Origin of the sequence: Brochothrix thermosphacta DSM 20171 = FSL F6-1036 (genome assembly GCF_036884295.1) — a bacterium.
Taxonomy (GTDB): Bacteria; Bacillota; Bacilli; order Lactobacillales; family Listeriaceae; genus Brochothrix; species Brochothrix thermosphacta.
The window spans coordinates 405,511-431,369 of record NZ_CP145608.1; the positions used below are offsets into that span (position 1 = coordinate 405,511).

The 25,859-nt window shown below is 34.1% G+C and carries 25 protein-coding genes and 2 riboswitches; of the genes, 20 read left to right on the plus strand and 5 right to left on the minus strand.

Features of this window, described 5'->3' with window-relative positions; genetic code table 11:
- Positions 1-874 precede the first annotated feature (874 nt).
- Positions 875-2,004, plus strand: a protein-coding gene (locus V6S17_RS02165) for an IS3 family transposase (protein WP_141690152.1) whose coding sequence is annotated in 2 segments (ribosomal slippage) — positions 875-1,121 and positions 1,121-2,004 — 1,131 coding nt in all. Because the reading frame shifts where the segments join, the coding sequence is not laid out codon by codon here.
- A 59-nt stretch (positions 2,005-2,063) separates the two neighbouring features.
- On the opposite strand, the gene V6S17_RS02170 is transcribed toward V6S17_RS02165, so the two are convergent.
- A complete protein-coding gene (locus V6S17_RS02170; protein ID WP_029091624.1) occupies positions 2,064-2,642 on the minus strand; it encodes a histidine phosphatase family protein in 579 nt (192 codons plus the stop codon).
- A 366-nt stretch (positions 2,643-3,008) separates the two neighbouring features.
- Here V6S17_RS02170 and V6S17_RS02175 point away from each other — a divergent pair, with 366 nt between their 5' ends.
- The 6 genes from V6S17_RS02175 (at position 3,009) to V6S17_RS02200 (ending at position 10,282) form a co-directional block, all read left to right on the plus strand.
- Positions 3,009-3,920 carry a DUF4430 domain-containing protein gene (locus V6S17_RS02175; RefSeq protein ID WP_029091625.1) on the plus strand — a complete coding sequence of 304 codons (912 nt, stop codon included), beginning with the start codon at positions 3,009-3,011 and terminating at the stop codon, positions 3,918-3,920.
- A 239-nt stretch (positions 3,921-4,159) separates the two neighbouring features.
- Positions 4,160-4,329: riboswitch (cobalamin riboswitch) on the plus strand.
- A 161-nt stretch (positions 4,330-4,490) separates the two neighbouring features.
- On the plus strand, positions 4,491-5,912 hold the full coding sequence (locus V6S17_RS02180) for an LPXTG cell wall anchor domain-containing protein (RefSeq protein ID WP_029091626.1): 1,422 nt from the start codon (positions 4,491-4,493) through the stop codon (positions 5,910-5,912).
- Between the two features lie 81 nt (positions 5,913-5,993).
- Positions 5,994-6,875 carry an energy-coupling factor transporter transmembrane component T gene (locus V6S17_RS02185; protein ID WP_029091627.1) on the plus strand — a complete coding sequence of 294 codons (882 nt, stop codon included), beginning with the start codon at positions 5,994-5,996 and terminating at the stop codon, positions 6,873-6,875.
- Entirely contained in the window at positions 6,854-8,509 is a 1,656-nt protein-coding gene (locus V6S17_RS02190) for an ABC transporter ATP-binding protein (RefSeq protein WP_036027349.1), read from the plus strand. The genes V6S17_RS02185 and V6S17_RS02190 overlap by 22 nt, the downstream gene beginning before the upstream one ends.
- Positions 8,481-9,182, plus strand: coding sequence for an ECF transporter S component (locus V6S17_RS02195; RefSeq protein ID WP_029091628.1), 702 nt, complete (start codon positions 8,481-8,483; stop codon positions 9,180-9,182). The genes V6S17_RS02190 and V6S17_RS02195 overlap by 29 nt, the downstream gene beginning before the upstream one ends.
- A gap of 76 nt (positions 9,183-9,258) precedes the next feature.
- A riboswitch (adenosylcobalamin (AdoCbl) riboswitch) is annotated at positions 9,259-9,406 on the plus strand.
- Between the two features lie 285 nt (positions 9,407-9,691).
- Complete coding sequence (locus tag V6S17_RS02200) at positions 9,692-10,282, plus strand: iron-containing alcohol dehydrogenase (protein WP_051457431.1); 591 nt, start codon at positions 9,692-9,694, stop codon at positions 10,280-10,282.
- Positions 10,283-10,346: 64 nt separating this feature from the next.
- Here the strand turns inward: V6S17_RS02200 and V6S17_RS02205 are convergent, their stop codons facing one another.
- The 3 genes from V6S17_RS02205 to V6S17_RS02215 all read right to left on the minus strand — a co-directional run bounded on the left by V6S17_RS02205 (position 10,347) and on the right by V6S17_RS02215 (position 12,267).
- Positions 10,347-10,853, minus strand: coding sequence for a helix-turn-helix transcriptional regulator (locus tag V6S17_RS02205; RefSeq protein ID WP_080712919.1), 507 nt, complete (start codon positions 10,851-10,853; stop codon positions 10,347-10,349).
- Between the two features lie 232 nt (positions 10,854-11,085).
- On the minus strand, positions 11,086-11,469 hold the full coding sequence (locus V6S17_RS02210; RefSeq protein ID WP_036027351.1) for a helix-turn-helix domain-containing protein: 384 nt from the start codon (positions 11,467-11,469) through the stop codon (positions 11,086-11,088).
- Between the two features lie 255 nt (positions 11,470-11,724).
- Positions 11,725-12,267, minus strand: a complete 543-nt coding sequence (locus V6S17_RS02215; protein ID WP_036027353.1) for a TetR/AcrR family transcriptional regulator — start codon at positions 12,265-12,267, stop codon at positions 11,725-11,727.
- Positions 12,268-12,383: 116 nt separating this feature from the next.
- Here V6S17_RS02215 and V6S17_RS02220 point away from each other — a divergent pair, with 116 nt between their 5' ends.
- The 7 genes from V6S17_RS02220 (at position 12,384) to V6S17_RS02245 (ending at position 17,978) form a co-directional block, all read left to right on the plus strand.
- Positions 12,384-13,028 (plus strand): hypothetical protein, encoded by a 645-nt coding sequence (locus V6S17_RS02220; protein WP_029091631.1) that lies wholly within the window; start codon positions 12,384-12,386, stop codon positions 13,026-13,028.
- Complete coding sequence (locus V6S17_RS02225; RefSeq protein ID WP_029091632.1) at positions 13,028-13,645, plus strand: NAD(P)H-dependent oxidoreductase; 618 nt, start codon at positions 13,028-13,030, stop codon at positions 13,643-13,645. Before V6S17_RS02220 ends, V6S17_RS02225 begins: the two co-directional genes overlap by 1 nt.
- Positions 13,646-13,872: 227 nt before the next feature.
- The gene (locus V6S17_RS02230; protein ID WP_029091633.1) at positions 13,873-14,265 is read left to right on the plus strand and encodes a RidA family protein; all 393 of its coding nucleotides are present in this window, start codon (positions 13,873-13,875) and stop codon (positions 14,263-14,265) included.
- A 278-nt stretch (positions 14,266-14,543) separates the two neighbouring features.
- A complete protein-coding gene (locus tag V6S17_RS02235) occupies positions 14,544-16,253 on the plus strand; it encodes a hypothetical protein (protein WP_029091634.1) in 1,710 nt (569 codons plus the stop codon).
- 26 nt (positions 16,254-16,279) lie between these two features.
- Positions 16,280-16,663 (plus strand): WxL domain-containing protein, encoded by a 384-nt coding sequence (locus V6S17_RS02240; RefSeq protein ID WP_081311922.1) that lies wholly within the window; start codon positions 16,280-16,282, stop codon positions 16,661-16,663.
- Positions 16,593-16,949 (plus strand): WxL domain-containing protein, encoded by a 357-nt coding sequence (locus V6S17_RS12650; RefSeq protein ID WP_081311923.1) that lies wholly within the window; start codon positions 16,593-16,595, stop codon positions 16,947-16,949. The genes V6S17_RS02240 and V6S17_RS12650 overlap by 71 nt, the downstream gene beginning before the upstream one ends.
- 3 nt (positions 16,950-16,952) lie before the next feature.
- Positions 16,953-17,978: a DUF916 domain-containing protein gene (locus tag V6S17_RS02245; RefSeq protein WP_029091635.1), complete on the plus strand. Its 1,026-nt coding sequence runs from the start codon at positions 16,953-16,955 to the stop codon at positions 17,976-17,978.
- A gap of 64 nt (positions 17,979-18,042) precedes the next feature.
- Here the strand turns inward: V6S17_RS02245 and V6S17_RS02250 are convergent, their stop codons facing one another.
- On the minus strand, positions 18,043-18,660 hold the full coding sequence (locus V6S17_RS02250) for a class I SAM-dependent methyltransferase (RefSeq protein ID WP_029091636.1): 618 nt from the start codon (positions 18,658-18,660) through the stop codon (positions 18,043-18,045).
- A 267-nt stretch (positions 18,661-18,927) separates the two neighbouring features.
- On the opposite strand from V6S17_RS02250, the gene V6S17_RS02255 reads away from it, so the two are divergent.
- From V6S17_RS02255 to dltD, 6 genes are all read left to right on the plus strand, one after another.
- Positions 18,928-20,880 carry a cation:proton antiporter gene (locus V6S17_RS02255; RefSeq protein ID WP_029091637.1) on the plus strand — a complete coding sequence of 651 codons (1,953 nt, stop codon included), beginning with the start codon at positions 18,928-18,930 and terminating at the stop codon, positions 20,878-20,880.
- A gap of 452 nt (positions 20,881-21,332) precedes the next feature.
- Positions 21,333-21,479, plus strand: a complete 147-nt coding sequence (locus V6S17_RS02260; protein WP_080712920.1) for a teichoic acid D-Ala incorporation-associated protein DltX — start codon at positions 21,333-21,335, stop codon at positions 21,477-21,479.
- 38 nt (positions 21,480-21,517) lie between these two features.
- Complete coding sequence (gene dltA, locus V6S17_RS02265; protein WP_029091638.1) at positions 21,518-23,035, plus strand: D-alanine--poly(phosphoribitol) ligase subunit DltA; 1,518 nt, start codon at positions 21,518-21,520, stop codon at positions 23,033-23,035.
- Entirely contained in the window at positions 23,036-24,220 is a 1,185-nt protein-coding gene (gene dltB / locus V6S17_RS02270) for a D-alanyl-lipoteichoic acid biosynthesis protein DltB (RefSeq protein WP_029091639.1), read from the plus strand.
- A 33-nt stretch (positions 24,221-24,253) separates the two neighbouring features.
- Complete coding sequence (gene dltC / locus V6S17_RS02275) at positions 24,254-24,490, plus strand: D-alanine--poly(phosphoribitol) ligase subunit DltC (protein WP_029091640.1); 237 nt, start codon at positions 24,254-24,256, stop codon at positions 24,488-24,490.
- Positions 24,487-25,731: a D-alanyl-lipoteichoic acid biosynthesis protein DltD gene (dltD, locus tag V6S17_RS02280; protein ID WP_051535978.1), complete on the plus strand. Its 1,245-nt coding sequence runs from the start codon at positions 24,487-24,489 to the stop codon at positions 25,729-25,731. The genes dltC and dltD overlap by 4 nt, the downstream gene beginning before the upstream one ends.
- The last annotated feature ends 128 nt before the right edge of the window (positions 25,732-25,859 follow it).

Consider the following 25,859-nt stretch of genomic DNA (forward strand, 5'->3'; position numbering starts at 1 on the left):
GAAAGCTTATTTTTTCAAGTTGTAAAGCTCTATAAAACTTAATGATAGGTAACTATTTGTTCAATATAAAATAGACAAGTAATCTAACGAGGTATTTAACTTATCTGAGCATCCGCTTTTTGGTGATTTAGAGATAATTGTCTATATACGATACTATAAAGCTTGTAGTATACTTAAATTATTATGTAGGGAAAGGTGGAAAATAGGTTACCTAGTATTGTGCTTTGGGCTTTTGGCCTTGTTTTAACTTTATGGGGTTTATACTCGATGAATAGAGCGTTTAAAAAGAATAAGACTAAAAATAATTTAATTCAGTTGTTATTAACAGGGGAAGCTTCTGGAATTGGACAATTTATTTCAGGTATAGTTACTATAGCTGTGGGCTTCGTTGTTTTGTATTTCCAAAACAAATAATTTTAAGTTAATGAATTCATAAGGAACCAGCAGCGAGTCTATTGTTAGTGGTTAGGCATGGTTATGAAATTATTAAAAATGATTATAGTGGTGGATTTTATCTAGAAGAAGTTTAATAGCTTTAGTGGTTAAAATTAAATAATACAAAAAGAAACAAGCATTAATAGATATCTGTATGGTAGATAAGCAATTAATGCGAAAAAAGTAATCGTCAACTCAAAGTTGAAACGGTTACTTTTTTTTGCGATTTAATTAGTAGGTTAACTCATTTCAACTATGAAATGAGTCATATTCCAAAATTAAGTCTTTTTAAATAGAGTAATGAAAACCTAGGATGTAAGCATCAGCAAAAATTATGATAAAGTTGTAGGCTCACTCTTTGTGGATAGGCTACACTAAGTTAGACAGAATAAATGAGGGCTTGTAAACTAAGACTACTAATAAAAAGGAGTGTGCTACTATGCCACGTCAACGTCGAACATTTACGCCTGAATTTAAACTGCAAATGGTGAAGCTTTATGAAAATGGAAAGTCACGTGCTGATATTGCTCGTGAATATGATTTAACCCCTTCGGGATTAGATAAATGGATTAAAAATCATCAAGCTACTGGCTCGTTCGCAGCTAAAGATAATCGAACAGAAGATGAAATAGAACTAAATAAATTACGTAAAGAAAATCAGCGGTTACTAATGGAGAATGATATTTTAAAGCAAGCGGCGCTGATCATGGGACGAAAATAAATGTGATTCGTAATAACGCTCACCTTTATTCGGTATCAGCAATGTGTGCCGTCCTCGAGATTAAAAGGAGCACCTATTATTATCATATAAATTTAGATGCCACTTCGCAGCGAAAAACAGAGGACATCGCACTTTCAAAAGAAATTGAACGGATTTTCAAAGAAAGCCGTAATAATTATGGTACGCGTAAAATCAAAAGAGAATTATTAAAGTTAGCTGAACCTAAACATGTATCAAGACGCCGAATTAGCCGCATAATGCATTCGTTAGGTTTAGTTTCAAACTACACTGTGGCTCAATTTAAACCGCAAAAATCACGTTCGAATGAGGCACTTATAAGAAACGAGTTAAAACGTGCGTTCATTCAAGAAAAAGAATTAGCTGTCGTTGTAAGTGATTTAACATACGTTCGTGTCGGTGGAAAGTGGCATTATGTATGTTTATTTGTAGACCTTTTCAATCGTGAAATTATTGGACATAGTGTAGGAGAAAACAAGACTGCAAGTCTTGTCTATGAAGCATTAGCAAGCATTTCTGCAAATTTAAATGACATACAGCTGTTTCACACGGATCGAGGGAAAGAATTTGATAATCGGTTGATTGATGAAGCGCTTGAAACATTTAATATTCAACGTTCACTAAGTATGAAGGGTTGTCCTTACGATAACGCTGTAGCGGAAGCAACATTCAAAGTGTTTAAAACAGAATTCGCAAACCAAGCTCACTTTTCCAATCTTAATCAGCTGGAACTTGAATTAAATGATTACGTTCATTGGTTTAATAACATCCGTATTCATGGAACATTGGGTTATTTAACGCCTACCGAATTTAAATTACAGCCCTTATAATTTTTGTTCAATTTACTGTTGCCATTCCATTGTTAAAGAAAAAAGGAGTGTAGGATGCATCATAATAGTGCACTGAAATCATGTTCAATGATGTCTTGTAATACAAATTGGTCGTCCTGATAATGATATTTAAAGAAGGAACAGTTTTGAATTTTAGTATTCTTTTTAACAGTACCAGTGTGTTCCCAGTGACGATAAAAATTTGCAATTGCGGCACCGTGTGAAACAATTAAAATACTATCGGCCGGACTATTACTTACAATATCGGCTACGGTAGTACTAATACGGTTTTCAAGTTCTATTTGTGACTCTCCGCCAAATTGTACAAAAAAATCGTTATAAGGGAGTGGCGGGTTTAAATGTTCGCCTTCACCTTCATAAGAACCGAAATTCCATTCACGTAAATTTTTAATCCGTTGATAAGGCTGATGAGTTAATAGTTCAAGCGTATCAACCGCTCGTTCCGATGTTGAGCTATAGGCTTCATCAAATGTGATTTTTTCTGTTTGTAAGTGAGCGTGTGCAATTTTTGCTTGTTGAATACCAATAGCTGTTAGAGGGGAATCACAAAAACCTTGTATTTTATGTTGCGCATTGAATAAGGTTTGTCCATGTCTCACTAAATATAATGTTGTCATTTTTTTAACTCCTTTATCACATATATATGATAAGTATAGCTTAAAGTATCGTGGAATTCAGTGGATTTAAATGATGAAATGTGACAACATCAAAGCTATCAGATGTTTTTATAACCCATAACTTGCATTTTATGTATTTTTTGTACAATGATATTAGGTGTTAAGTTGCTAACAAATTTTTGGTTATATTATTTCTGTATGTTGTATTCAGTAACATAATTCTCTATAATCAAGGTGACTCTAAATAAGATGAACGTCTTATTTATAAAAACTAGTCGTAAACAAACGTTACATTGGGAAACGTTATGTTGCAATTGAGTTAATAAAGAGTGGTTTACGCGGAATACATTAATTGGGGGAACTCCTGTGAAAAAACGTCCATTACAGATACTCGTCGTTTCATTGTTGGCAATTTTAATCGTAGGCGGTATTTTCTTAAACAATAAATATGCTAAGGTTGCTAAGTCAGAAACAAATAATAGCAGCGAAATACAAGCAGATAAAACAGCGGACAGTGCTGGAAAAACGAGTAACACCGATGCAAAAAAAGAAAAATCTGCTGAAAAAGAAAAAACTAAACTGAAAAAAGAAGAAACGAAATCTAGTAAAGTTAAAGAAAAAGCAACAAAAGAAACAATTGAATCAAACAAAGATAAGCAGATAAAAAACAATGAAAAAACGAAACAAGAAAAGTCTCAAGTAGCTAAAAACGAAAAAATAAATGAGCGAAAAACGATTGATAATTCTAATAAAACAAGGGTCAAAGGTGAGGCAACAAAGTCAGGGGAAACGCCAGTACCTCATCCTAATAAGTCATCAGCTAAACAACCTAATACTCAACCAAATAAAGGGTCTGTGAAGCCTCCATCTCAGCCATCAAAACCTTCCAATCCTTCAAAACCAACGCCTGAAAATAAGCCACAACCAGAGGCTAAAAAAGAAATTACGTTATCAATCAGGGGAACGGTCGCTAACTCCTCTACCTATTTTATAAGTCCTCAAAAAGTGACAATAAAAGAAGGGGAGAGCGTTATGGATGTACTTGGTGATTTTTGTCGTGATGATGGTATCCAAGTGGGAATTCGTAACGGAAATTATGTTGCGGGTATTAATAATCTATATGAATTTGATAAAGGATCAGAAAGTGGCTGGCTTTATCGCGTGAACGGCGTTTTCCCTAGTTATGGTGCGGCGCAATACACCTTGAAAGTTGGCGATACGATTGAATGGATGTACACAGAAGATTTAGGTCATGATGTAGGTGCACCACAAGGTTAATAGGACGTTTTTTAAAGACTGGAATTTTCCAGTCTTTTTTGTTTGTTATGAAAAATAATAAAGTAGCATTATTTTGTTGTCACAAAATGGCATCTCCGACTTTAAATAGCGCTATAGAAACAACTGCTCGTGTTAGTTATTTCCTTTTTGAAAAATAATAAAGAGATATATTTGTGCATCCCTGTATATGACCTTGTAAGACCGTAAAATTTTACCTATAATTAAGGATAGAAAGTATAACAAATCGATATGTATTAAGATGTAGGGAAAGAGGTGTAATTCCTCTACAGCCCCAATCTACTGTGAGAAGGACGAAATCTCAATGACCACTGAATAGTTAGCTATTTGGGAAGGTGAGAGAGTAGGATGAATTTTAGTCAGAATACCTCGCTTAATACTTATAGTTACTACAATTCTTATTGGAAGAATTATCTAGTACAATTCATCAGATAAAACAAAGGACCGCGTCTTTGTGTATCTATTTTTTAGCATGAGTCTGTTTCTAGCCATCCTTCGATAACGATTGGATGTCTTTTTTTGTGAACTTTACTAATATTTGGGGGTCGAATAATGAAAAATATTAAACAAAAAATATTGATTATATTGGCAACATTGAGTTTAGTTATTGGTTTTTTTGCAGTACCAGCAGGTGTTTTTGCTGCTGTCACTGTGGATGAGGCAATCGATGGTGGCACATCAAAAATATTATCTACGGGTAAATTAGCGGATGATTGGCAGTCTTTAGGCGTCGCACGATCAAATACGCCAGCAAGTAAAGAAGTTCGTCAAGCGCGTTATAATGATATTGTGGCTTATTTAAATCAATCAGATCGTCTTTCAGCAACTGATTTTGAACGTACAATCATTGGCGTTGTGTCAATTGGTGGGGATCCCACTCATATTCCTGAGGCAACAACCCATAAAAATCTTGTAGAAGAACTCTATCAAAGCAATGCAATGAATTCAGGGGTAAACGCTATAATCTATGGTTTGCTTGCTTTACAGACGAAAGAGTATGCAGTACCTGAAAATGCAAATTTCTCTATTCAAGAAATGGTTGATAAACTACTGAGCTTACAAAAAGCAGATGGTGGTTGGGCTCTTGGTGGTGCAGTTGGTGATGTTGATATGACAGGTATGGCGATTACTGCTTTAGCTAAATATAAAGATATGCCGGGTGTGTCCACAGCTTTAGATCGTAGCGTGGCATGGTTATCATCAGTTCAGTTAAAATCAGGTGGTTTCAAAGGCTGGTCAAATGAAAATTCAAACTCACTTTCTCAAGCCTTGATGGCAATTACATTAACTGGTAATGACCCAAAGGGCGCGCTGTTTACCAAAGATAGCGATATGATCACCGCATTGATGACGTATCGAACAGCTGACGGTGGTTTTAAATGGTTACCGACAGATACACAAAGCAATGGTATGGCTTTAGAACAAGCCTTGTATGCATTAACACAATATAAATTTTATTTGAATGGTTCGGGTTCAATTTATGATTTTGTTAACAATCCCGTGCCACAGTTGATTGAAACACCAGTAGAACCTGATCCAAGTACAGAGGAACCGAGTTCAAGTGCAGAACCAGGCACAGAGGATTCAGATAGCAGCGATTCAAATAGCAGTGATTCAAATGTGAGTTCAGAAGACTCAAGCACAACAACGTCTATTTCAGATGGTTCAGACGAAAATACTGAAGAAACAATATCCGATTCAGAAGGTTCAAGTAATGTAGAAAAAAACACTACTGATTCAAGTGAAGCGGGTATCATCGGGGATACAGATTCAAGTACAACAGCACCGTCAAAAGAAGCTGAGGAAGAGGCTGTCCAAAATACAAGTAATAATGCTAATTCAGATAACGCCAAAAGCTTACCAAGCACAGGTGAGGCAAATGATTACATGTTTTTAAGTGTATTACTAGGCGCGAGTATGTTATTAGTGGGTGTATTTTTCTTAGCAAAAAACAAACGCAAACAGAACAATTAAATAATCAGAAAAACGGTGCTTCAAATAGAATAGTCAGCTATTTTATTTGAGGCACTTCCCTTATGAGAGAGGAGTTTTCAGGTGGGAACAGTATTAAATTCGGTTCATCCGTTTACAAGCTTTTTTTATTTTGTTGGTGTGATTATTTTGAGTATGATGTTCTTACACCCTGTCTTTTTAGTTATAGAGTTACTCTTGTTAGTACTGTATAATTTGGTTCAAAAAAATGGTGCTAAACTTAAACAAACAATGAAAGGCTCATGGTTTTTGATTCTAGCAATTATTATTATTAATCCATTACTCAATCATCGTGGCAGTCATTTTTTATTCTATATCGGTAACAATCCGATTACATTAGAAGCAGTTGTCTATGGTATTATCATGGCACTCTCTTTTAGTTGTTTGCTTATTACTTTTATTTCATATAACAGCGTGATTACAAGTCATAAATTTTTATACTTATTTTCCAGAATATCACCCCAGCTAGCGTTGTTAACAATGATTACAATGCGCTTTGTCCCTCTTTTTATTCGTCGGTTAACGACAATAAGTGCTATTCAGAAAACACGTGGCATTCAAATGACGAGCGGAAAAATAAAAAAACGTGCCCATAGTGGTATGCGTTTAGTACAAATTTTGCTGGTGTGTTCATTAGAAGAAGCTTTGCAAACAGCTGATTCGATGGAAGCACGTGGTTATGGCATAAAAAAACGAACAACCTATTTAAGTTATCAATTAGAACGGCGTGATATCATCAGCTTAATTGGTGGTCTCTTAATATTACTTATTTGTATTTATAGCAAACTACAGGGATTCGGTAATTTACAAATTTATCCTGAATTGGGGAGAATGGGTTTAGATCTGATTCAAAACCAAATAGTACTGATATTAACCGTGTTATTTGTAGGTTACCCACTTATTTTGGAAGGACGTGAATTATTATGGTGGTCTTGGCAGAAATAAAAAATTTAAACTTTAAATACCCTGAAGAACAAGAAACTGCGTTACTTTCAAGTTCATTGATCATTGAAGAAGGCGATTTTCTTGTTTTAGCGGGCTCATCAGGTAGCGGTAAAACAACGCTATTACGACATTTGAAAAAAGAATTATGGCCGATTGGTGAGCGAACAGGTGAGATTCTTTATCAGGGTGAGCGTTACCAATATTTAACAGAAGTGCAATCAGCAACAGAAATTGGAATGGTCTTTCAAAACCCAGAAAACCAAATTGTAATGGATAATGTGATGGGTGAGTTAGCTTTTTCACTTGAAAACATTGGATGCCCTCCTAAAATTATTGAAAAACGAATTGCAGAGCTTATTAGTTTTTTAGGTTTTCAAAATATACTTGAACAATCGATTCATACATTATCAGGTGGACAAAAACAGTTGGTAAATTTAGCCTCTGTTTTGATTTTACAACCCAAATTATTAGTTTTGGATGAACCAACTGCTCAACTTGATCCGATTGCGACACGTGATTTTTTAGGGTTATTGAAAAGGATTCATGAAGAATTAGGCATCACGATTGTTATGAGTGAACATCGCTTGGATGAAGTCATTCCGATGGCAACACGATTAGTGATGATGGAGGATGGCAAGATTATAGAAAATAATCGTCCAGAGACTGTCGTGGGGAATCTCTGGCAAGAGCGGGGAAATGCCTTGTTTATTCCACAAGTTCCGCGTTTGTTTTTAGAAATGGGTTCATCGGTTTTGCCATTTTCAGTGTTAGAGGGGCAACGTAACTTGCCTCGATTACAAGAGAACGTAACAGTAGCCAAAAAGGCGGATAATGCGCCTGAGAGAGAACCTATATTAAAAGCAAAATCAATTGCTTTTCAATACGAAAAAAATGGTCGTTTTATTTTGAGAGATCTTAATTTCAGTATCGCTAAGGGAGAATGGGTCGGGATAGTTGGTAAAAATGGCACCGGAAAATCGACTTTTTTAATGGTATTAGCAGGGTTGTTAAATGCGCGAAGAGGTAAGGTAACATTTGCAGGGCGAACACTTAATAAAATCGATTTACAAGAACGATACGAGCGTATTGGCTATGTTTCGCAAAATCCTGCGTATCATTTTGCTTATGACACGGTGTTTGATGAATTTTATCAGCGTGCTATTCAAATAAAGCTTCCACAACCTGAAGAAGCGGTTCAGACAATGTTGCAAGAATTGCAAATAACCCATGTTTCTAAGAGAAATCCGCTTGATTGTAGTGGTGGTGAACAACAGCTGGTTTCATTAGGTTTGGTGTTATTATCAAAACCTGAAATTTTGTTATTAGATGAGCCTACGAAAGGCTTAGATCCTGTTCGAAAACATCATTTAGGAGAGCTTTTAAAGTCTCTGCAAGCCAAAGGAACAACACTTGTAATGGCAACTCACGATATGGAATTTGCGGCAGCATATGGAACAAGGGCAGCGTTACTATTTGACGGTAAAATTTTATCGGAGGCTTCTGTAGCAGATTTTTTCAGCGATAATTTCTTCTATACGACCTCTATTAATCGCTTGGTTCGTAAATACTTACCACAGGCTTTAACATGGGAGGATGTTATACCACATGTCGAAAACTCAAAGAAATTTAATTAAGTTAATCCTTTTTTTGATTTTTATGTTAGTACTATCAGTTGCTATAACCGATAAGTATTATTTATTAATCAGTCTTTTATTTTTGGTTGCAACAATGGTACCGTTATACCGTCGTTTTGAGAACAAAAAAATTCAATCACGTGAAATTGTTTTTATTGCTGTACTTGCAGCTATTGCTGCGACCAGCCGTGTACCATTTGCGATGATTCCGAGTGTTCAACCGACGACTTTTGTGATTATTGTATCTGCCATGGTATTAGGGAGTGAAAGTGGCTTTGTCATTGGTGCGACATCGGCGCTAGTATCTAACATGTTTTTAGGTCAAGGTCCATGGACACCGTGGCAAATGTTTTGTTGGGGCATGATTGGATTCACAGCAGGACTTTTGAAAGATTCCCCAATCTTGAAAGAGATGTGGAGTCGTTTAGTATTTGGCTTTGTATGCGGCTTTCTTTTTGGATGGATTATGAATTTATGGTATGTTGTGGCATATATCAAACCGTTAAGTTGGATTGCATTTGTGCAGGCATATGCTGCTAGTTTTTATTTTGACTTAGCTCATGCACTTTCAAATGTATTTTTCTTACTACTGTTCAGTGCATCGTGGTTGAAGATTATTCGACGATTTCAAAAAAAATATGGTCTAGTCGATTTAAGTAAAGAACAACTTTAATTGCATAGTTAGCTAAACTGTCAAATTTAGAAGGTAGACAAAAAACAACTTATGTTACAATGAATAGGTAAGAAGAACACGATTATAGTATTTTAGAATAATGGAAGTTTGGTGAAAATCCAACACGGTCCCGCCACTGTAATAAGCAAAGAGTGCTTTAAGTCAGGTCTTTTATCTAAATTAAACTGGTACTGTTGTTTCGAGGCAAAAACAATAGTCGCTTATTCCAGTAGACATGTGTCTCTGGTTTTTTTTATTGCACAATGATGTGCAGTTACAAGCTGTTTAATTATTTCTGTTAGAAACCACAGAGGCAGTAAAGAGAGTAATAAATTTTATAATTCACTACAATGTATTTAAAAACTGAATAGTATCTTACAAGGATGTAGGATAATCTAATATAGCAAAGAAGCTCTAGAAAGGTGTGCAGAAAACTGCCTTTTTTCTAAAGCTTCTTTTTATTTTTTTGAAAATAGTAGCGTAAGAGTAAGGGAAGGAATGATTCGAAAATGGAGAAAATAACGTTTAAAAGTGATTTGTTTATTGGAGAAAATGCACTTGATCGTTTGTGCGAGTTTAAAAACGAAAAAATCTTCATTATAGCCGATCGTTTTATTACTAACCTTGGCATCATTGAAGCCATCACCACACGCATCACTGAACACAACACATTTTTTGTTTTCAATGACATCAGTCCAAAACCACAGATTGAACATATCATCGCTAGCATTGCGGCATTAAATGAATTTGATGGTACGATGCTGCTAGCTATAGGTAGCTGTGCTGCGATAGATACAGCTAAAGGTGTTAAGTTTTTTGGACAAAAATGTGGCACTCTTAAAGCAATGCCATTTGTTGTGATTCCAACTGCTGACGGTAATACCTCAGAAGCGGCATCTCTTTCAGTTGTTGAAAAACAAACAGAAACACTAAAATATCCCGTTGTCACCGATGCGATTTTACCAGATGAAACAATACTGGATACGGCATTGATTCAAATGATTTTTCCGAAAGTAGAAACAGAACAATGGAATGTCCCCCATCAAATAACTGCTTATTCAGCAAAAAATGGAAATCAATACAGCAAAGCCTTTGGTTGAAAATAATAAAGGATATAAAAAAACTAACGAATTCAATAGCTAGATTCGTTAGTTTTTTGTGTGGTTAAGAGGTGGAATTTTTCCTATATTCCTTCGGTGTCATCTCAAATTCTTTTTTGAATGTTTTTGAAAAATAACTCATTTGAGTGAACCCTAAACTTTGAGCAATATGGCTGATTGTTAAATCAGAGTGACGCAATAATTCTGAGGCATGAATCATTTTTTGGTGATTCACGTAAGCAATAAAAGTAATTCCTACCTCAGATTTAAAAAGTTTACTAAAATAATAGGGGCTTAAAAATACTTTATTAGCTGTTTCTTCCAAAGTAATTGTACGGTGGAGATGAAGTTTAATATAACGTTTAGCGATTTTTATTTCTTTTTTTTGTTCTAGCAAGGATGTTTTTTCTATAGGGATTGTTCCCTTATGAGGCACTATCATTTTATGGTTTGTATAATAATCACTAAGCACACTTAAAGGATCAACATCACTAAAGCTTAAATACTCTAGATGTTGATGTGATTGCACTTTTTGTTTTAATTGATAAGTCTTTTTTGGAGTTTTAGTCATGCCCAATTAGCTCCTTCATAAATTCATCTACTAACTATAGTGTATCATGTTTGCCCTTTTATAAGTATGTCCATTCGATTAACTTTACTAGTGATATCAGCTTAAAGAGAGCGAATAATAATGAAAGATAAATAAGTAATGATAGTTTCATTTAGCTTACAAGAAAGATGCTAAAATATAGCATCAATCCGTTTTGAAAACGAACGACATTGTTTGAAATATTAATTATATATTATTTTTTCAAGTTGTTAATGAGTGTGATACTGCCTTTAATTGTAGCTTTTAAGAGTCGACTCATCTCATCATCCATTTTTCCATTTTTCATGAACATAAGAGTATTTTCAGCTTCAAGTTCATTAATTGTTTCGTTGATAATGCGTTCAATATCTGTCGCATTTTCTTTGAGGGGACTTCTATCAACAAGGTAATCAATACTGATATTAAAATAGTCTGCGATTAATTTTAGTGTGTCTAAATCTGGCACACCGTGACCCTTTTCATAACGGACAATTGAAGATTGTGTGTTTTTTAAAATCAGAGCAAGTTGTTCCTGCGTAAGCTCATTATTTTGTCGAAGACGACGTAATTTTTTACCAAAAGTTAACCCAGAAGTCATAATGATTCCCCTTTTATTAGATATTTATAATGGTAGTCTAAAAATATTTGATATGTATTATTGAAAAGATACATATGATTGTAATCGTTACCATTTAAAATAAGTATAATAAATTCTTATCACTTTCGTAAAGTAGTTGCTCAAGGTTTTTAATTGCCGTATTTTTTCTTAGTAACTAATCACAAAATAGCTGAAAGCTTTCAATTATTACAGGTTAAAATAGTGTTAGTTAATTTTCTTGAAAATGGTACGTTATTAATGATCTGATAAAGTGGCTAAATTAATAATTTTCAACAGTGTTTCTGTTATTTCAACAGGTGAATCCTTACTGCCATTGGTGATCCAGCTCCTCATAGCCTGAGTAGTACCACCTAAGATGAAGCTTTTTTGAATAGTATTTAATTGATTAAGTTGTGAATTTTCAGCAATGATTTTTTCTGAAAAAGAATAAAAAGGTTGTTCTATTAGATAGAAAAGTTGATTTTTAATTAGTAGATCCAGTGTTTCTGCATCACGTTGCCAATAGTTAAAGCTTAAATTGAGTGCGGCAGGAATAGTTACTAGTTTATTATTCGCTTTTAGTTCTTCAAAATATGCTTCGAAAAGTTGATAAGAACGTGTCAGTAAGATATCGTCTTTGTCTTTAAAGTTACGATAAAAAGTGAGTCGAGCAACACCTGCTTTGTTCGCGATATCAGTGATTGTAATGTCATGATAATTTTTTGTTTTTAAAAGTTGAATTAAAGCTTCAATAATCCATTCTTGGCTGAGTTGAGACTTCTTATTTTTTTTCGTCATGATAGCCTCCTACTTGTAACAAAATCAGGATTTCTGTATCTTGTTTCTAATGTTTATTCGCTCTACAAATTAAGAACACATGTTACTTCCTGTTGAGGGAAAGAAGGAGGATAAGGATGACTTTATTTTTAACATTATTAAGCGGTGTAGCGTGGACGATTGTTTATATTGAATTGATTCGAAATGGATTCAAATATAAAACCTATGCAATGCCTTTATTTGCATTAGGTTTAAATATTGCATGGGAAATTATATATTCAGTTAATGATTTGATTATTAGTGGGAATAGTAGTGGTATTCAAGGGAGTGTGAATTTGGTATGGGCCTGCTTTGATATTATCATTGTATACACTTACTTTAAATATGGTAAAAAATATTTCCCCGAAAGAGCAAAACGTTATTTTGTACCATTTAGCATTCTTGTTTTTGCAACTTGTTTTGCGATTCAGTTTGCCTTTTATTTTAGTTTCGAAGCGATTCCAGCTGCTCAATATTCAGCTTTTTTACAAAATGCAGCGATGTCCATTTTATTTTTAACAATGTTATTCAATAGAACAAGCACGGCAGGACAATCAGTCTTAATGGCTTTTTCTAAATGGATTGGAACTTTGGCCCCCACACTGTTAATGGGTGTTTTAACCGACATTAATAGTTACATCATTATTTGCGGTGTTATTTGCAGTGTATTTGATATTATTTATATCATTTTCTTAGTTAAAATGAAACGTTTGGAAAAGAATAGCAAAGGGGTGTCTATATAATGAAAAATATCTGCATTGTTTTTGATCACCCCTACACAGTTGATGCGTGTCATAATGAACCACATAACCGAAGTTTTTCAGCAGCGTTAGTAACAGAGGCACAAAAATCATATGAAAAAGCAGGCGTGACAGTTGATGTGATTGATCTGCATAAGGATGGGTTTGATCCTGTCATGCACAAAGAAGACTTGATCGCTTGGCGTAAAAAAAAGGTGATAGATTCTCTTGTGGCAGACTACCAAGAACGATTGTTGAAGGCTGACGAAATCGTGTTTATATTTCCGATTTGGTGGGAAGCGATGCCTGCTATGACAAAAGGCTTTTTTGATAAAGTAATCGCTAAAGGAATTATTTATGATGAACCACAGCAGGGGAAAATATTTGTGAATAAGTTGGTTAATTTGAAAAAGGTAAAGTTAGTCACAGTAATGGCAACACCACATTTACTGTATCGATGGCTATTTGGTAACCCTGTGACTAAAATTGTTTTTCGAGGTACATTTAGAAAAATGGGTTTTCATAAAGTTAAGTGGCTTAACTATGCGAATATGACAAAGTTAAGTAATGAGGAGAGAACAAAAAAACTACGTATTTTTGGCAATAAAATCATCAAGTAACTATCATATCTTTTGCTGAAAAAAGATAATACTGTATAATTAATAACGAAGGTGAGGTGAATAATCAATGAAGAAGCGTGTTTTAAAATCATTAGCAAAAGGAGTTGGTTATTCAACAGCTGTTTTCTTCTAAAATTGTCTGACTTAGGGTGAACTTTAATTTTCAGAGCGATCTCTAATATAACTACCCGACGTTAGACAATAATGAATGAGAAGAGGAAAAAGTTATGAATAACATTATTAGAAAAAACCCAGCAACTATGCCAGCACCCGTAGGGGAATATAGTCACGTCACAATTATTCCTAAAAATAGCACACTGTATACTTTTTCAGGTCAAATAGGCGTGGATCATGAAGGTAATATTCCTGAACGTCATACACAACAAGTTGTAAACACCTTTAAGAATATTGAGAGAGCTTTAAAATCTGAGCATTTAACGGCTGAAAACATCATTAAAGTGAATGTTTGGTCAGTTGATGCCATCAATTGGAATCATTTTTATGAGGTTTGGTCAAATTTTTTTGATGTTAACCCTTCGATGACAATTGCTTATATAACAGCTTTAGGGCTGCCTGAAATTAAAATAGAAATCGAAATTTTAGCTGCAGCTCCTGAATAAAGATACGTTTTTCACAAAATAAGGTGAGCTAATAAATCATAAAAAACCACAACATCTCAAAGAGAGTTGTGGTTTTTTTGTATCTCAATATAAAATGATAGCGCCAACAAGATTGTTTTAACACTGTTTAAAGAATGTACAAAAGTATATTTTTATTAGACTTTTAGCAGGTCAATACGTTATTTGAGATAGGAATAGGGGTAAGATGATAAAGGTGTACTTAAAGTAATGTATTGATACGTATATATTAATACACATAAGATAATGGGGGATGTGATGTGCTGATAAAATTAAGCAGGATTATATTAGCGTTAATGCTCATTTTTCATGTGACATTAATACCTAATATTGCCCATGCGAATACGCCAGGATTTACAGGCAGTGCAACCTATACGCCTGATCCAACGGCAAATGATGTTTGGTCAGGTGGTAAACTTTCGTTGAAAAATGAATTCAAAGTGAAGAAGGTAGATATTCAGGATGGTGAACTTCTAAACAAAGTCACGAAATTTAAAATCGTTTGGAAATTGCCACCAAATTTAACACAAGCAGATATTGCGACGGCACTAAGTGAAGATTCGTATGTGCTAGTCGGCACACAGAAAGGAATGCTAAAACCAGAAAATTTCACCACAACCGCCGCTGGTGATCTAGAGTATGTGCTTTCAGATAAGACGTTTAATTTACTAGCGCTGATTGCTTGGTTACTGACCTTATTATTAAATCCTGATGTTACCATTCAAACAAATATTGAGCTAGATGTTGCTAAATTACCCGGTAGTGTCAATGATTATAGTCCTAACAAGGTATTAACTAAAGGCAAGTTACCACCGCGCGATACTAAAACGATGGCTTTCACGACTGAGTTTATCAATGTTAAAGATGTATCTAAAGGTGATTTTACAAGTAATCTTGCAACTTGGAATACGTATCTTTCTCCATGGAACCAAGTCGTTGCAGATAGTACATTGAATGGGAAAAATGATATCACCCCGCTTGAAGTCAATGGGATTAGTCGTGTTTTACAAGGAACCAACTATAAGACACGAAATGTCCAACTGCCGATTAAGCAAAATATTGACATATCGACTTATCAACGAACGGTTAACTTGTTTTCGAAAACCGCAATTTTAGGAACTAATAATGGGCTGGTTCAAAATAGGGCACCGGTTGTCGAAGATAAAATTACCGAGTTAGCAAATGGGAAAAAACAACTTATCAGGCAATCAACTTATAATCTATTTGGTACAGATGGCACAGGAACAACTTTAAGCCCGGTACCGTTAGTATTTAAGCAAGAAACATTGCTAGATTTTAAATTAGCAGATACACAACTGAAAATTCCTGCGGGTAAAGAAACAAAATTGAAGGGCTTGTTGGAATCAGAAGGCACTGACAATAAATTTTATTATAAAATCAATGGTGGTGCAGCAAAAGATTTAACTGCTATTAAATTAGATGGACAAAATTATGAATTTACTCTACCTGGATTTAGTGCGGGGACATATACCGTAGTAATTGGTGTTTCAAATGAGTATAAATTGGGAAAAGAAGTAGGTATGAATGTTGTTGCTCAGCAAGAAGAGCTTAAAATTAGTTCCATCACAGATACGTTAGATTTTGGTACACATGAGATTCCTAAACCAGGAGATATCTTTTATAGTGAAACGCCCTTTTTAGTCAAAGTATTAGATACACAATTGACTTTAAACAAATGGAAGGTTGCTTTGGCTTTAGAAAGTGCCTTTCAAACGGTGGATGGTTCATACTTACCAGCAGATGTTTTTTTAGCGAAAAATGGTCAAAAACAACAACTTACAAATAGTTTGATAGATGTGTATGAGAATACACAAGTGAACAATAAAGTGGTAGATACAATTGCATTTAAAGAACATGAGGGGATTCATATACAAATGAAATCTTCTAATGTACTATTAAATAGAGAGTATAAGGGAACTCTCAAAGTGGTATTGAAAAAAGGGCCCTAAAAAACAAGGGGAAGAAGGAATTGAATATGAAAAAGATTGAAGTGTTGGGGATTACATTAGTGTCTGTAGCTTTATTGGGAGGAGCTGGGACAACAGCATTAGCAGCAGAAGGGGATACTGGTGCTACAACAAAAGGAACAATTATATTTAAAGCAAATGATAGGGTAACACCGCCAGTTGTTGTACCGGTGACACCTACGGATCCAACAGATCCAAATAAAGAAGGTGATAAACCAACTGGAAATACTGAACCGCTAAGAATTGATTTAGCACCTAATTTTCATTTTGGCGAATTCACAGTGGGAACAGGTGTACATACTGCTTCTAACACTCGATTAAATAGTAACAGATGGACGTGGAACTTTAGCTGGTTGGACCGTATCTGTTTCAAAAACAGCATTTACAAATAGTGGACATACTTTACCAGCAACATTCACCTTAACTTCAGCAGAAGTTAAAAATGGTACAAATGTAACTGCCGCATTAGCAGGTGATATTAAAACAGCAGTCACTGTTGATACTGCTAGCCAACCAGTATTCGCTGCAAATGCAGATGAAGGTGGCGGAACTTACTTTAAAAACTTTGATGGTAATAAAGCAACATTAACATTTAATACTGATACTGCTAAGGTAGGAGAATATCAATCAACATTAACTTGGACACTAACTTCAGCAACAGTTGAAGGAGCTCGATAAGTTTTGTTTTTTAAAAATAAATGGTTCTACTTTACTGTGATTTCTCTTAGCTTATTAACGATACCTCTTACTGTAAGTGCAACTTCTCAAGAAAATTTGTCTTATGAAGTAAAACCTTTGTTTGATGACAAACAGCAGGCTGAAGGATTGGATTATTTTTATTTTGAAGTGAAACCTTCTGAAAAGAAAACAGTAGCATTTGAAATTATTAACCATTCAAATGTAAAAAAACACTATAAAATACAGTTGAATCGTGCAGTGACAAATAAAAATGGTTTTATCGATTATAGTTTATCAAATGCACAAGATAGTGAAACGATGACAGCTGATTTTAATCAACTTGTTTCTTTTAGAGAGAAGAGTATTGAAGTCGCTGGAAATGACAAGGTGAAAGTGACAGCCGAAATTACAATTCCTGCGACAAAATTCAAAGGCATTGTTTTGGGTGGTGTTTATATCACTGAAGTTCCTGTGGAGGCAAAAGAAAATAAAGAATCGCATTCATCGGGACTCAAGTTTGATCAGCAATTAGCTTATGCAATTGCAGTTATGCTTCAAGAAGAAATTCCTTATAAAGAAGGTAAAGAAATAGTCTTGCATGCGCTCAAAGCTAAATCTGAGGCAGGTCAATCACAATTGATTCTAATGACAGAAAATTCAAAACCAAATGTTTTGAAGGATGTATCAGTAGTGGTTGATATTTATAAGGACGATCAAAAAAATATATACAAAACATTAAAAAAAGAAAAAATGTCATTTGCACCAAACAGTCGGTTTGAATTAGATATTCCTTGGGAGCAAAGTGAAATGGCTCAAGGTAATTATAAAACCGTCACAACGATTGCTTCAGAAAAAGATAAATGGGTTTTTAAAAATAGCTTCTCAATTTCGCCAGAAGAAGTTAAAAAAGCAGCGGAATCTGATCCATTTATCGAAAAACAAGACAACACGTTACGTAACATCTTAATTGGTGTCGGAGCGCTCTTACTGATACTCATCACTATTATTTTGTTAAAAAAACGTAAATAAATTAGCAGTCACTAAAAAACTCACAACCCTTTAAAGGTGTGAGTTTTTTTGACGTATAGGAGGGTTATCCTATTTTTGTGGCTGTCAATATAAAGAGTGAAGCATCCTTATTCATAAACATGTTTTTGCCATGGTAAAAGGTTTCTCTGTTGATATTCTCGAACCCACTTTTATGAAGTGTTTGAGTGAGCTTATCCTCCTTAAATCCGTTGTGTACTTTATCAGAAATAACCTGTTCATTATAGTCAAAATCCACAATTATTAGTTGACCCTTAGGAGGTAATGTCTCAGATAAATTATTTAACAGAAGAGTAATCTCTTTTACATGAAGAAGAACTTGCACCATAAAGATAGTATTTGCTTCAAGTTTAACTGTTTGTATAGATTGATTTTCAGCATCTAAACATACTGTTTTTGCATTTAAGTGAGAACTTTCCTCCAATTTTTTTTTGACGATATTAATCATATTTTGTGAGGCATCAGCAAATATCACTGTATTAAAAGCATCTAATAGATTCATACCGACAAGCCCGGTACCGCAGCCATAATCTATGGCTGTCTGTGCACTACTTTGCGGACTAAGTTTTTTAAGTATTGAATTGGCTGTTATTTTCGCTATTTTTTCTCTGTCAGGAGTATCATAATTATTTGCAATTCTTTCAAAAACATCAATATTACCCACGATTTCACCCCATTAGTTTATATATAGATTAGTTATAATTTTTATGCTACAGCATAAAAATGGGACTGTCTAATAGTAAGCTTAGAGGATTTTTCTTATTTTTCAGAAAAAAGCTATTTTCTTCTATTATATGTCATTTTTTATTTTAAAAGAACAAAACATGACACTGGATATTGAAAAATACGACTGATGTCGTATAGTATTACGGTTAGATGCGTGCTATAGTAAGAAATAATAATAAAAAAAGAAAGAAGGCAGACTTATTTAATGGAAATTTTTGAACTGATATTATTAATGTTGAGTGCAGTGTTTATATCAAATGTAATTAGCCGCTTTATTCCGAGTATTGCAGTGCCACTCATACAAGTAGCCCTAGGGATAATTTTAGCCATTCCATTAGGGGATCATTCTATGGATTTGAATCCAGAATTATTTTTACTTCTATTTATGGCACCATTATTATTTAACGATGGTGCGAATGTTGATAAAAAAGCATTATGGAGACAACGAAAATCAATTATTTCTTTATCGTTAGGCTTGGTATTTCTAACTGTGGGAGTGCTAGGGATGTTTATTCATTATCTGTTACCAACAATTCCTTATGCTGCTGCATTTGCGTTGGCTGCCGCTTTAGCACCGACAGATGCAGTGGCTGTTAGTGCGCTTGCTGAAAAAGTTCAAATGCCTCACAAAGTAATGCATACACTTGAAGGTGAATCTTTGATTAACGATGCGTCAGGATTAGTATCATTTCAATTTGCAGTTTTGGCACTCGTGACAGGCACTTTTTCATTGATGACAGCTAGCACGACATTTGTACTTTTATCTGTCGGCGGTGTTTTGTTAGGTGCGATACTAAGTAGTTTGAAAATAATGTTTATGCGTTTATTACGTCAGTTAGGAATTGAAAATGAAACTTCATTTATGTTGATGGAAATTTTATTGCCATTCCTTATCTTTATGGTGGCAGAAGCTGTAGGTGTAAATGGTATTTTAGCAGTTGTGAGTGGTGGTTTAGTACATTCAATGTCATACAAGCGTATGAATCCTGAAACTGCACAGCTCAATACATTGTCTAAAAACACTTGGTCAGTGATAACATTCAGTTTAAATGGTTTAGTGTTTGTATTATTAGGAACACAGTTACCGAGTATATTACAAAAAATATGGGCAAACCATGACCTCGATAAAGGAATGCTTTTTGTCTATATTATAGCAATCACAGGTTTATTATTAAGTATACGCTTTTTATGGTTATTATTTTTCCGCAATTTCGAAAGTGAAATTATATCATCTTGGAAAGAACGATTAAAAAGTACATTCCTCTATACCATTTCTGGTGTCCGTGGCACGATAACACTTGTCAGTGCTTTATCTTTACCACTTGTATTAGGCAATGGGAATACATTTATTGAACGAGATCTTTTGATTTTCTTAGCATCGGGTGTCATTATTACAACCTTATTATTAGCTAATTTTTCTTTACCTTTATTTGCACCTCGAAAAATTAAAGCAGAAAAAAACACAAATAATGACGTTGAAATTGATATGTTGCGAACAATCATCAAAGAGTTAAAACGTTACCAAACGGAAGCGAATAAAGCTGCCATATCTAAGGTAATAAAAATTTATAATGAACGAATTTTCGCATTAAGTGACAGTGAAGAACTGTTTGAAAGCGGTAAAAAATTACGAATAAAAGCAATCGAATGGCAATTGGAGAATACTAAAAAATTAGTACTTGAAAAAGATATCGATGTGCGTGTCGCAGTACCTGTATTTAAGCGATTATACAAAAAATACTTTGCAATGACGCGCCAAAAAAAGCGACACAAAGATTTATTTTATCGTCAAATTTGGCGTAAAAGAATACGTTCTTTACGATTAAGACCTTTAAGTGGTGAAGAGCGTCGTCAGCAACGGGCATTGTTGCAAGATGAAAATAATCGTTTTGTTGTTAAGCAAGTTAAGGAGTTACAGGATCCACAATTCAGTGAAGAGGTAAAAGATTTATTTATTTTAAGATTTGAACGTCGCGATCCTAACGTGAGTAATGAAAGTACAACGGGAAGTGTTCAAGATTTAATGGATTTTGCAACTCAAATGGAACGTGAATTAATACAAACGAACTTTGAAACAGGTAAATTGACGCGTAAAGAAATGAAGAGTTACCGTGATAATTTGTTAGCTATTGAAAATGCGATTCAATTTGTAGAATAATGGAAAAAGAAAAGCGTCTTGCATATTTTGCGGGACGTTTTTCTATGTTTTTGTCTACTAGAGGTCAAGCATTTAGGTGAAAATTAATATTGAAATACTGTGGAATAATCATATAGTAAATGAATGTATAATAATATCGAATAGAGTTACGCCAACATGACAATATTGTAATATTAGTATAAAAACGTTAAAAAGCCTTATTTTATGGTATCATAGAACATTGTAAGCCAAAATGTTATTAACAACTATCTTTAATTTATTGCAAAAACAAAAAAAATATGTAATTATGAGAATAGAACTTTGTATCACGATTGTTACATCTTGTAATTATTTTGTAACAAAGAATGGTCAGAACAAAATCTCCTTTAATTAGTGAGAAAAATATAAAAACGCTAAAGCGATGTAACAACTTAAGAAAATGCAATCTTGAGGTTGTATGAAGGAGTGTTGAAATGAAGAGTCATTTGCAAAAATTACGCGAAAATATTTGGTTAGTAAGCACCGTCAAAACTATTTTTTATTTTGCTGTATTTTTAGTATTGATTTACATTTATATTGATAATAATGCAGGCAGCAATTTCATTTATAATGAATTTTAAGATTAAGGGAGGCAGAGGCTTTTTAGCACTCGAAAACTATGAATATTATTGAAAGAATTAATGCTGTTACAAACAGTGCTCCAAATAGTAAGGCATATACAATTAATGGCGAGAGTCATTCATATGAAGAGTTGAAAAAACGTTCAGATGCAATGGCGTTTTATTTAGTTAATACAGCAAAATTAAAAAGAGGAACACCGATTGTAATTTTTGGAGGCAAACAGTTTGAAATGATTGTTAGTTTCTTAGGTGCAATTAAAGCGGGCCTTCCCTATATTCCAGTAGATAGCCATACACCATTGGCTCGACTCGAACAGATTTTAGCTGTTTCAAAACCACAGCTTATCATAGCAGTTGAGGATTTACCTAGTGATTTGAATGTGGTGAGCAAAATTGTTTCTATAAAAGAATTGAAAGAAATTGTATCATCAAATTGTGTAGAGATTCCATTAGAGCAAGCAATTAATAAAGATGAAACTTTTTATATCATCTTTACATCAGGAACAACAGGGGTACCAAAAGGCGTTGAAATTAGCCACGATAACCTTGTTAGTTTTTCAGAGTGGTTGCTCAATGATTTTGATTTAGGAACGGGTAAGAACTTTTTAGATCAGGCACCTTATTCGTTTGATTTATCGGTAATGAACCTTTACCCATCATTATTAAGTGGCGGCAACTTAGTTCCATTAGATAAAGAAACAACGCTTAACTTTAAAAGCTTATTTGAAAAATTACCAGGAATGGCTCTAGATGTTTGGGTTTCGACACCATCATTTGCAGATATTTGTTTAATGGATAAAGCATTTAATGAGGCTAATTATCCCAACTTGCAACGTTTCTTATTTTGTGGTGAAGAATTGACGCTTAAAACAGCTACTAAATTAATAGAACGTTTCCCAAAGGCTGCTATTTATAATACATACGGTCCCACAGAAGCAACGGTAGCTGTAACACAGGTATTAATTACAGAAGAAATTGTTAATAAATACGCTCGTCTTCCGATTGGTCGTGTGAAAGAAGACACTGAAATTATTATCGTTGATGACCAATTACAACCAGTTCCAACCGGTGAAATTGGTGAAATGATTATTTTAGGGCCTGCTGTATCTCGAGGATATCTTGAAAATCCTGAAAAAACAGCTGAATCATTTGTTTTAATAAATGGGCAACATGCTTATCGTACAGGTGATTTAGGAAAATTCGAAAAAGATTTACTATTTTATCAAGGACGAAAAGATTTCCAATTAAAATTTAATGGTTACCGAATCGAATTGGAAGATATCGATCATCATTTAGAAAAAGTTAGTTTTGTACAACGAGCAAGTGTGGTGCCGAAGATGTTAAATCATAAAGTGCAAAATTTAATTGCTTATGTTGTGGCAAAGCCACATGAATTTGAGAAAAACAATCAATTAACGCAAGCGATTAAAGCAGAATTAGCACCCTTGGTGATGGATTATATGATTCCGGGTCGATGGGTTTATGTTGATCAGTTACCATTGAGTGCAAATGGTAAGGTTGATCGCAAAGCATTGATTAACGAGGTGAACAAGTAAATGAGTATTCCATATAACGGGCCAATGTATCTTATTTTAATGATTATTATGTTGAGCCCGCTAGTTATAGGTCTATTGCGTGGTAAACGCTATTTGATTTATCAAAACATTGTAACACTGGTCTTACTATATCTTATTTTTGGAGGCAGTCATTGGCATCAAGGTGTTGCGATTTTATGCTACATCGCTTGGCAATGGTTGCTAGTCTATAGCTACTTTAAGTATCGCAGTAAGAAAAATAATAGTTATGTATTTTACGGGGCAGTATTGTTAGCAATTGCACCTTTAGCGGTATCAAAAATAACACCATTACTTGCACACGAAACATCAATCGTAGGTTTCTTGGGGATTTCATATCTAACATTTAAAGCCGTACAGATGGTAATGGAAATGCGCGATGGTCTCATTAAAAAATTCAGTTCTTTAAATTTTTTAGAGTTCTTACTGTTCTTCCCGACAATTTCATCAGGTCCAATTGACCGTTATCGTCGTTTTGAAAAAGAACATCATTTACCACCAACAAAAGAAAAATATGTTACGATGCTTGATAAAGGTATTTTTATGATTGTTTTGGGATGTTTGTATAAATTTATCATTGCTTATTATATCAATTTATATGCCATTGATTATTTACATAAAACAGCACTCATTAATGGTTTCTTCTCTCTCAATACATGGGCCTACATGTATAGTTATAGCCTTTACTTGTTCTTTGATTTTGCTGGTTATAGTCTATTTGCAGTTGGTACAAGTTATATCATGGGTTATACAGTGCCTATCAACTTTAACAAACCATTTTCTAGTCCAAATATTAAAGAGTTTTGGAATCGTTGGCACATGAGTCTTTCTTTCTGGTTCCGTGACTTCGTATTTATGCGTTTAGTGTTCACGATGATTAAAAAGAAAACTTTTAAGAGTAAGATATTGATTTCAAATATCAGCTATATGTCCCTGTTTCTTTTAATGGGTCTGTGGCACGGTTTAACATGGTATTATGTTGCTTATGGGTTATTTCATGGGTTAGCAATATGTGTAAACGATGCTTGGATACGTTATAAGAAGAAACATAAGAACTTACCGAGTAACTGGGCAACCTATGCTCTAGCGGTATTTATTACATTCAACACCGTCTGCTTTAGTTTCTTGATTTTCTCAGGAATACTAGATAAGATGTTCTTTAAATAAAATTTATTAAGATAAAAGGAGATTATTATTATTATGGATATTAAAACAGAGGTATTAAATATTTTAGAAGAATTAACAGGTAGTGATGAAGTGAAAACAAATCCGGATATTGATTTATTTGATGAAGGTTTATTAGACTCAATGGGCACAGTTCAATTATTAATTGAAATTGAGAGTGTTTTAGATATCACAGTGCCAGTATCAGAATTTGAGCGTGAAGAATGGGCTACTCCAACAATGATTATTAAAAAGGTTGCCGAATTTCAATGAAACGTAAGCTAATCATGGCTATAGGACCAGTTATTGTAGCCGTGGTCCTGTTAATAGCCGTGTTTACTCTTCCGATGTTTGAAGGGAAGATTACCCATGAAACGCTTAAAAATGCTGCGGTTGTTTCACAAGTTAAAGTGAAGCGCAGTGATTCCATCTACAGAGCAGCAATGAAAGACCCGCAGTTTATTCCTTTTTTTGGGTCTTCAGAATTACAACGTTATGATCCGTTTCATCCAGATGCATTAGCAGATAAATATAAACGTGATTATACACCCTTTCTAATCGGCCATGCAGGAACAGAATCACTAGATCACTATCTTACAATGCAAGCAATGGGTGACAGTTTAAATAATAAAAAAATGGTGTTCTTTGTGTCTCCCCAATGGTTTGTTAAAAAGGGTGTCTCAAAAGGTGCTTTTAATGCAAACTTTTCAACACTACATGCGATTGATTTCATCAACAATAGCGGCATCGGTGAAACGGAACGTCGTTATGTAGCAAAACGAATCTTACATTACGGCTCAACAAAAGCAGATACAATCATCACTAATGCATTAGAAAATATTAGTAATGGCGAGGAACTAACAACAATTCAAAAAAAATATATTGCTGCTAAAAGAACAATCTTAGAGAAAAATAAAGATGTTTTAGGTAGTCATATTCCAGATAATAGCTGGGATCTTTTAAACAAACAAGAAAAGAAATTACCTGAAACATATAATACACAATCATTGGACAGTCTTGCTTTGAAAATTGCTGAAAAAAACACGACTAATAATGAATTTCGTATTAAAAATTCTTTTTATACAAAACATGTCGAGCAGAATTTAGAGAGACTTAACGGCTCGCAAAAACATTTTAATTATTTACAATCGCCAGAATATGCTGATTTCCAAGTCGTTTTACAGGAATTAGCACGACAAAATGTTGATGTACAATTTGTGGTTACACCAGTTAACAGTAAATGGCGTGAATATACACAATTATCTCAAGAGATGTTAGATGAATTTTCAACTAAGATTGATCACCAAATCACTTCACAAGGTTTCAAAGTGATTGATTTAACCAAAAAAGGAACAGAACCTTACTACATGCAAGATACTATTCATCTTGGCTGGCGAGGTTGGGTTGATTTAGATACTAAAATAAAACCTTTCCTAGAAGATAAAAAAACGAATACACCTCACTATAAAATTGATTCCTATTTTATGAGCAAAGAATGGCAACAAAAAAAATAAACAAGAAACCGTAGACTTAAGTTATTTTGAGTGTGCGGTTTTTTCTCTTTTATGAAATAAATACTATAAAAAGATTGAAAAAATAAAGCATTAGAGGGATAATCAATGTAAGTAGCATTACTATTTAC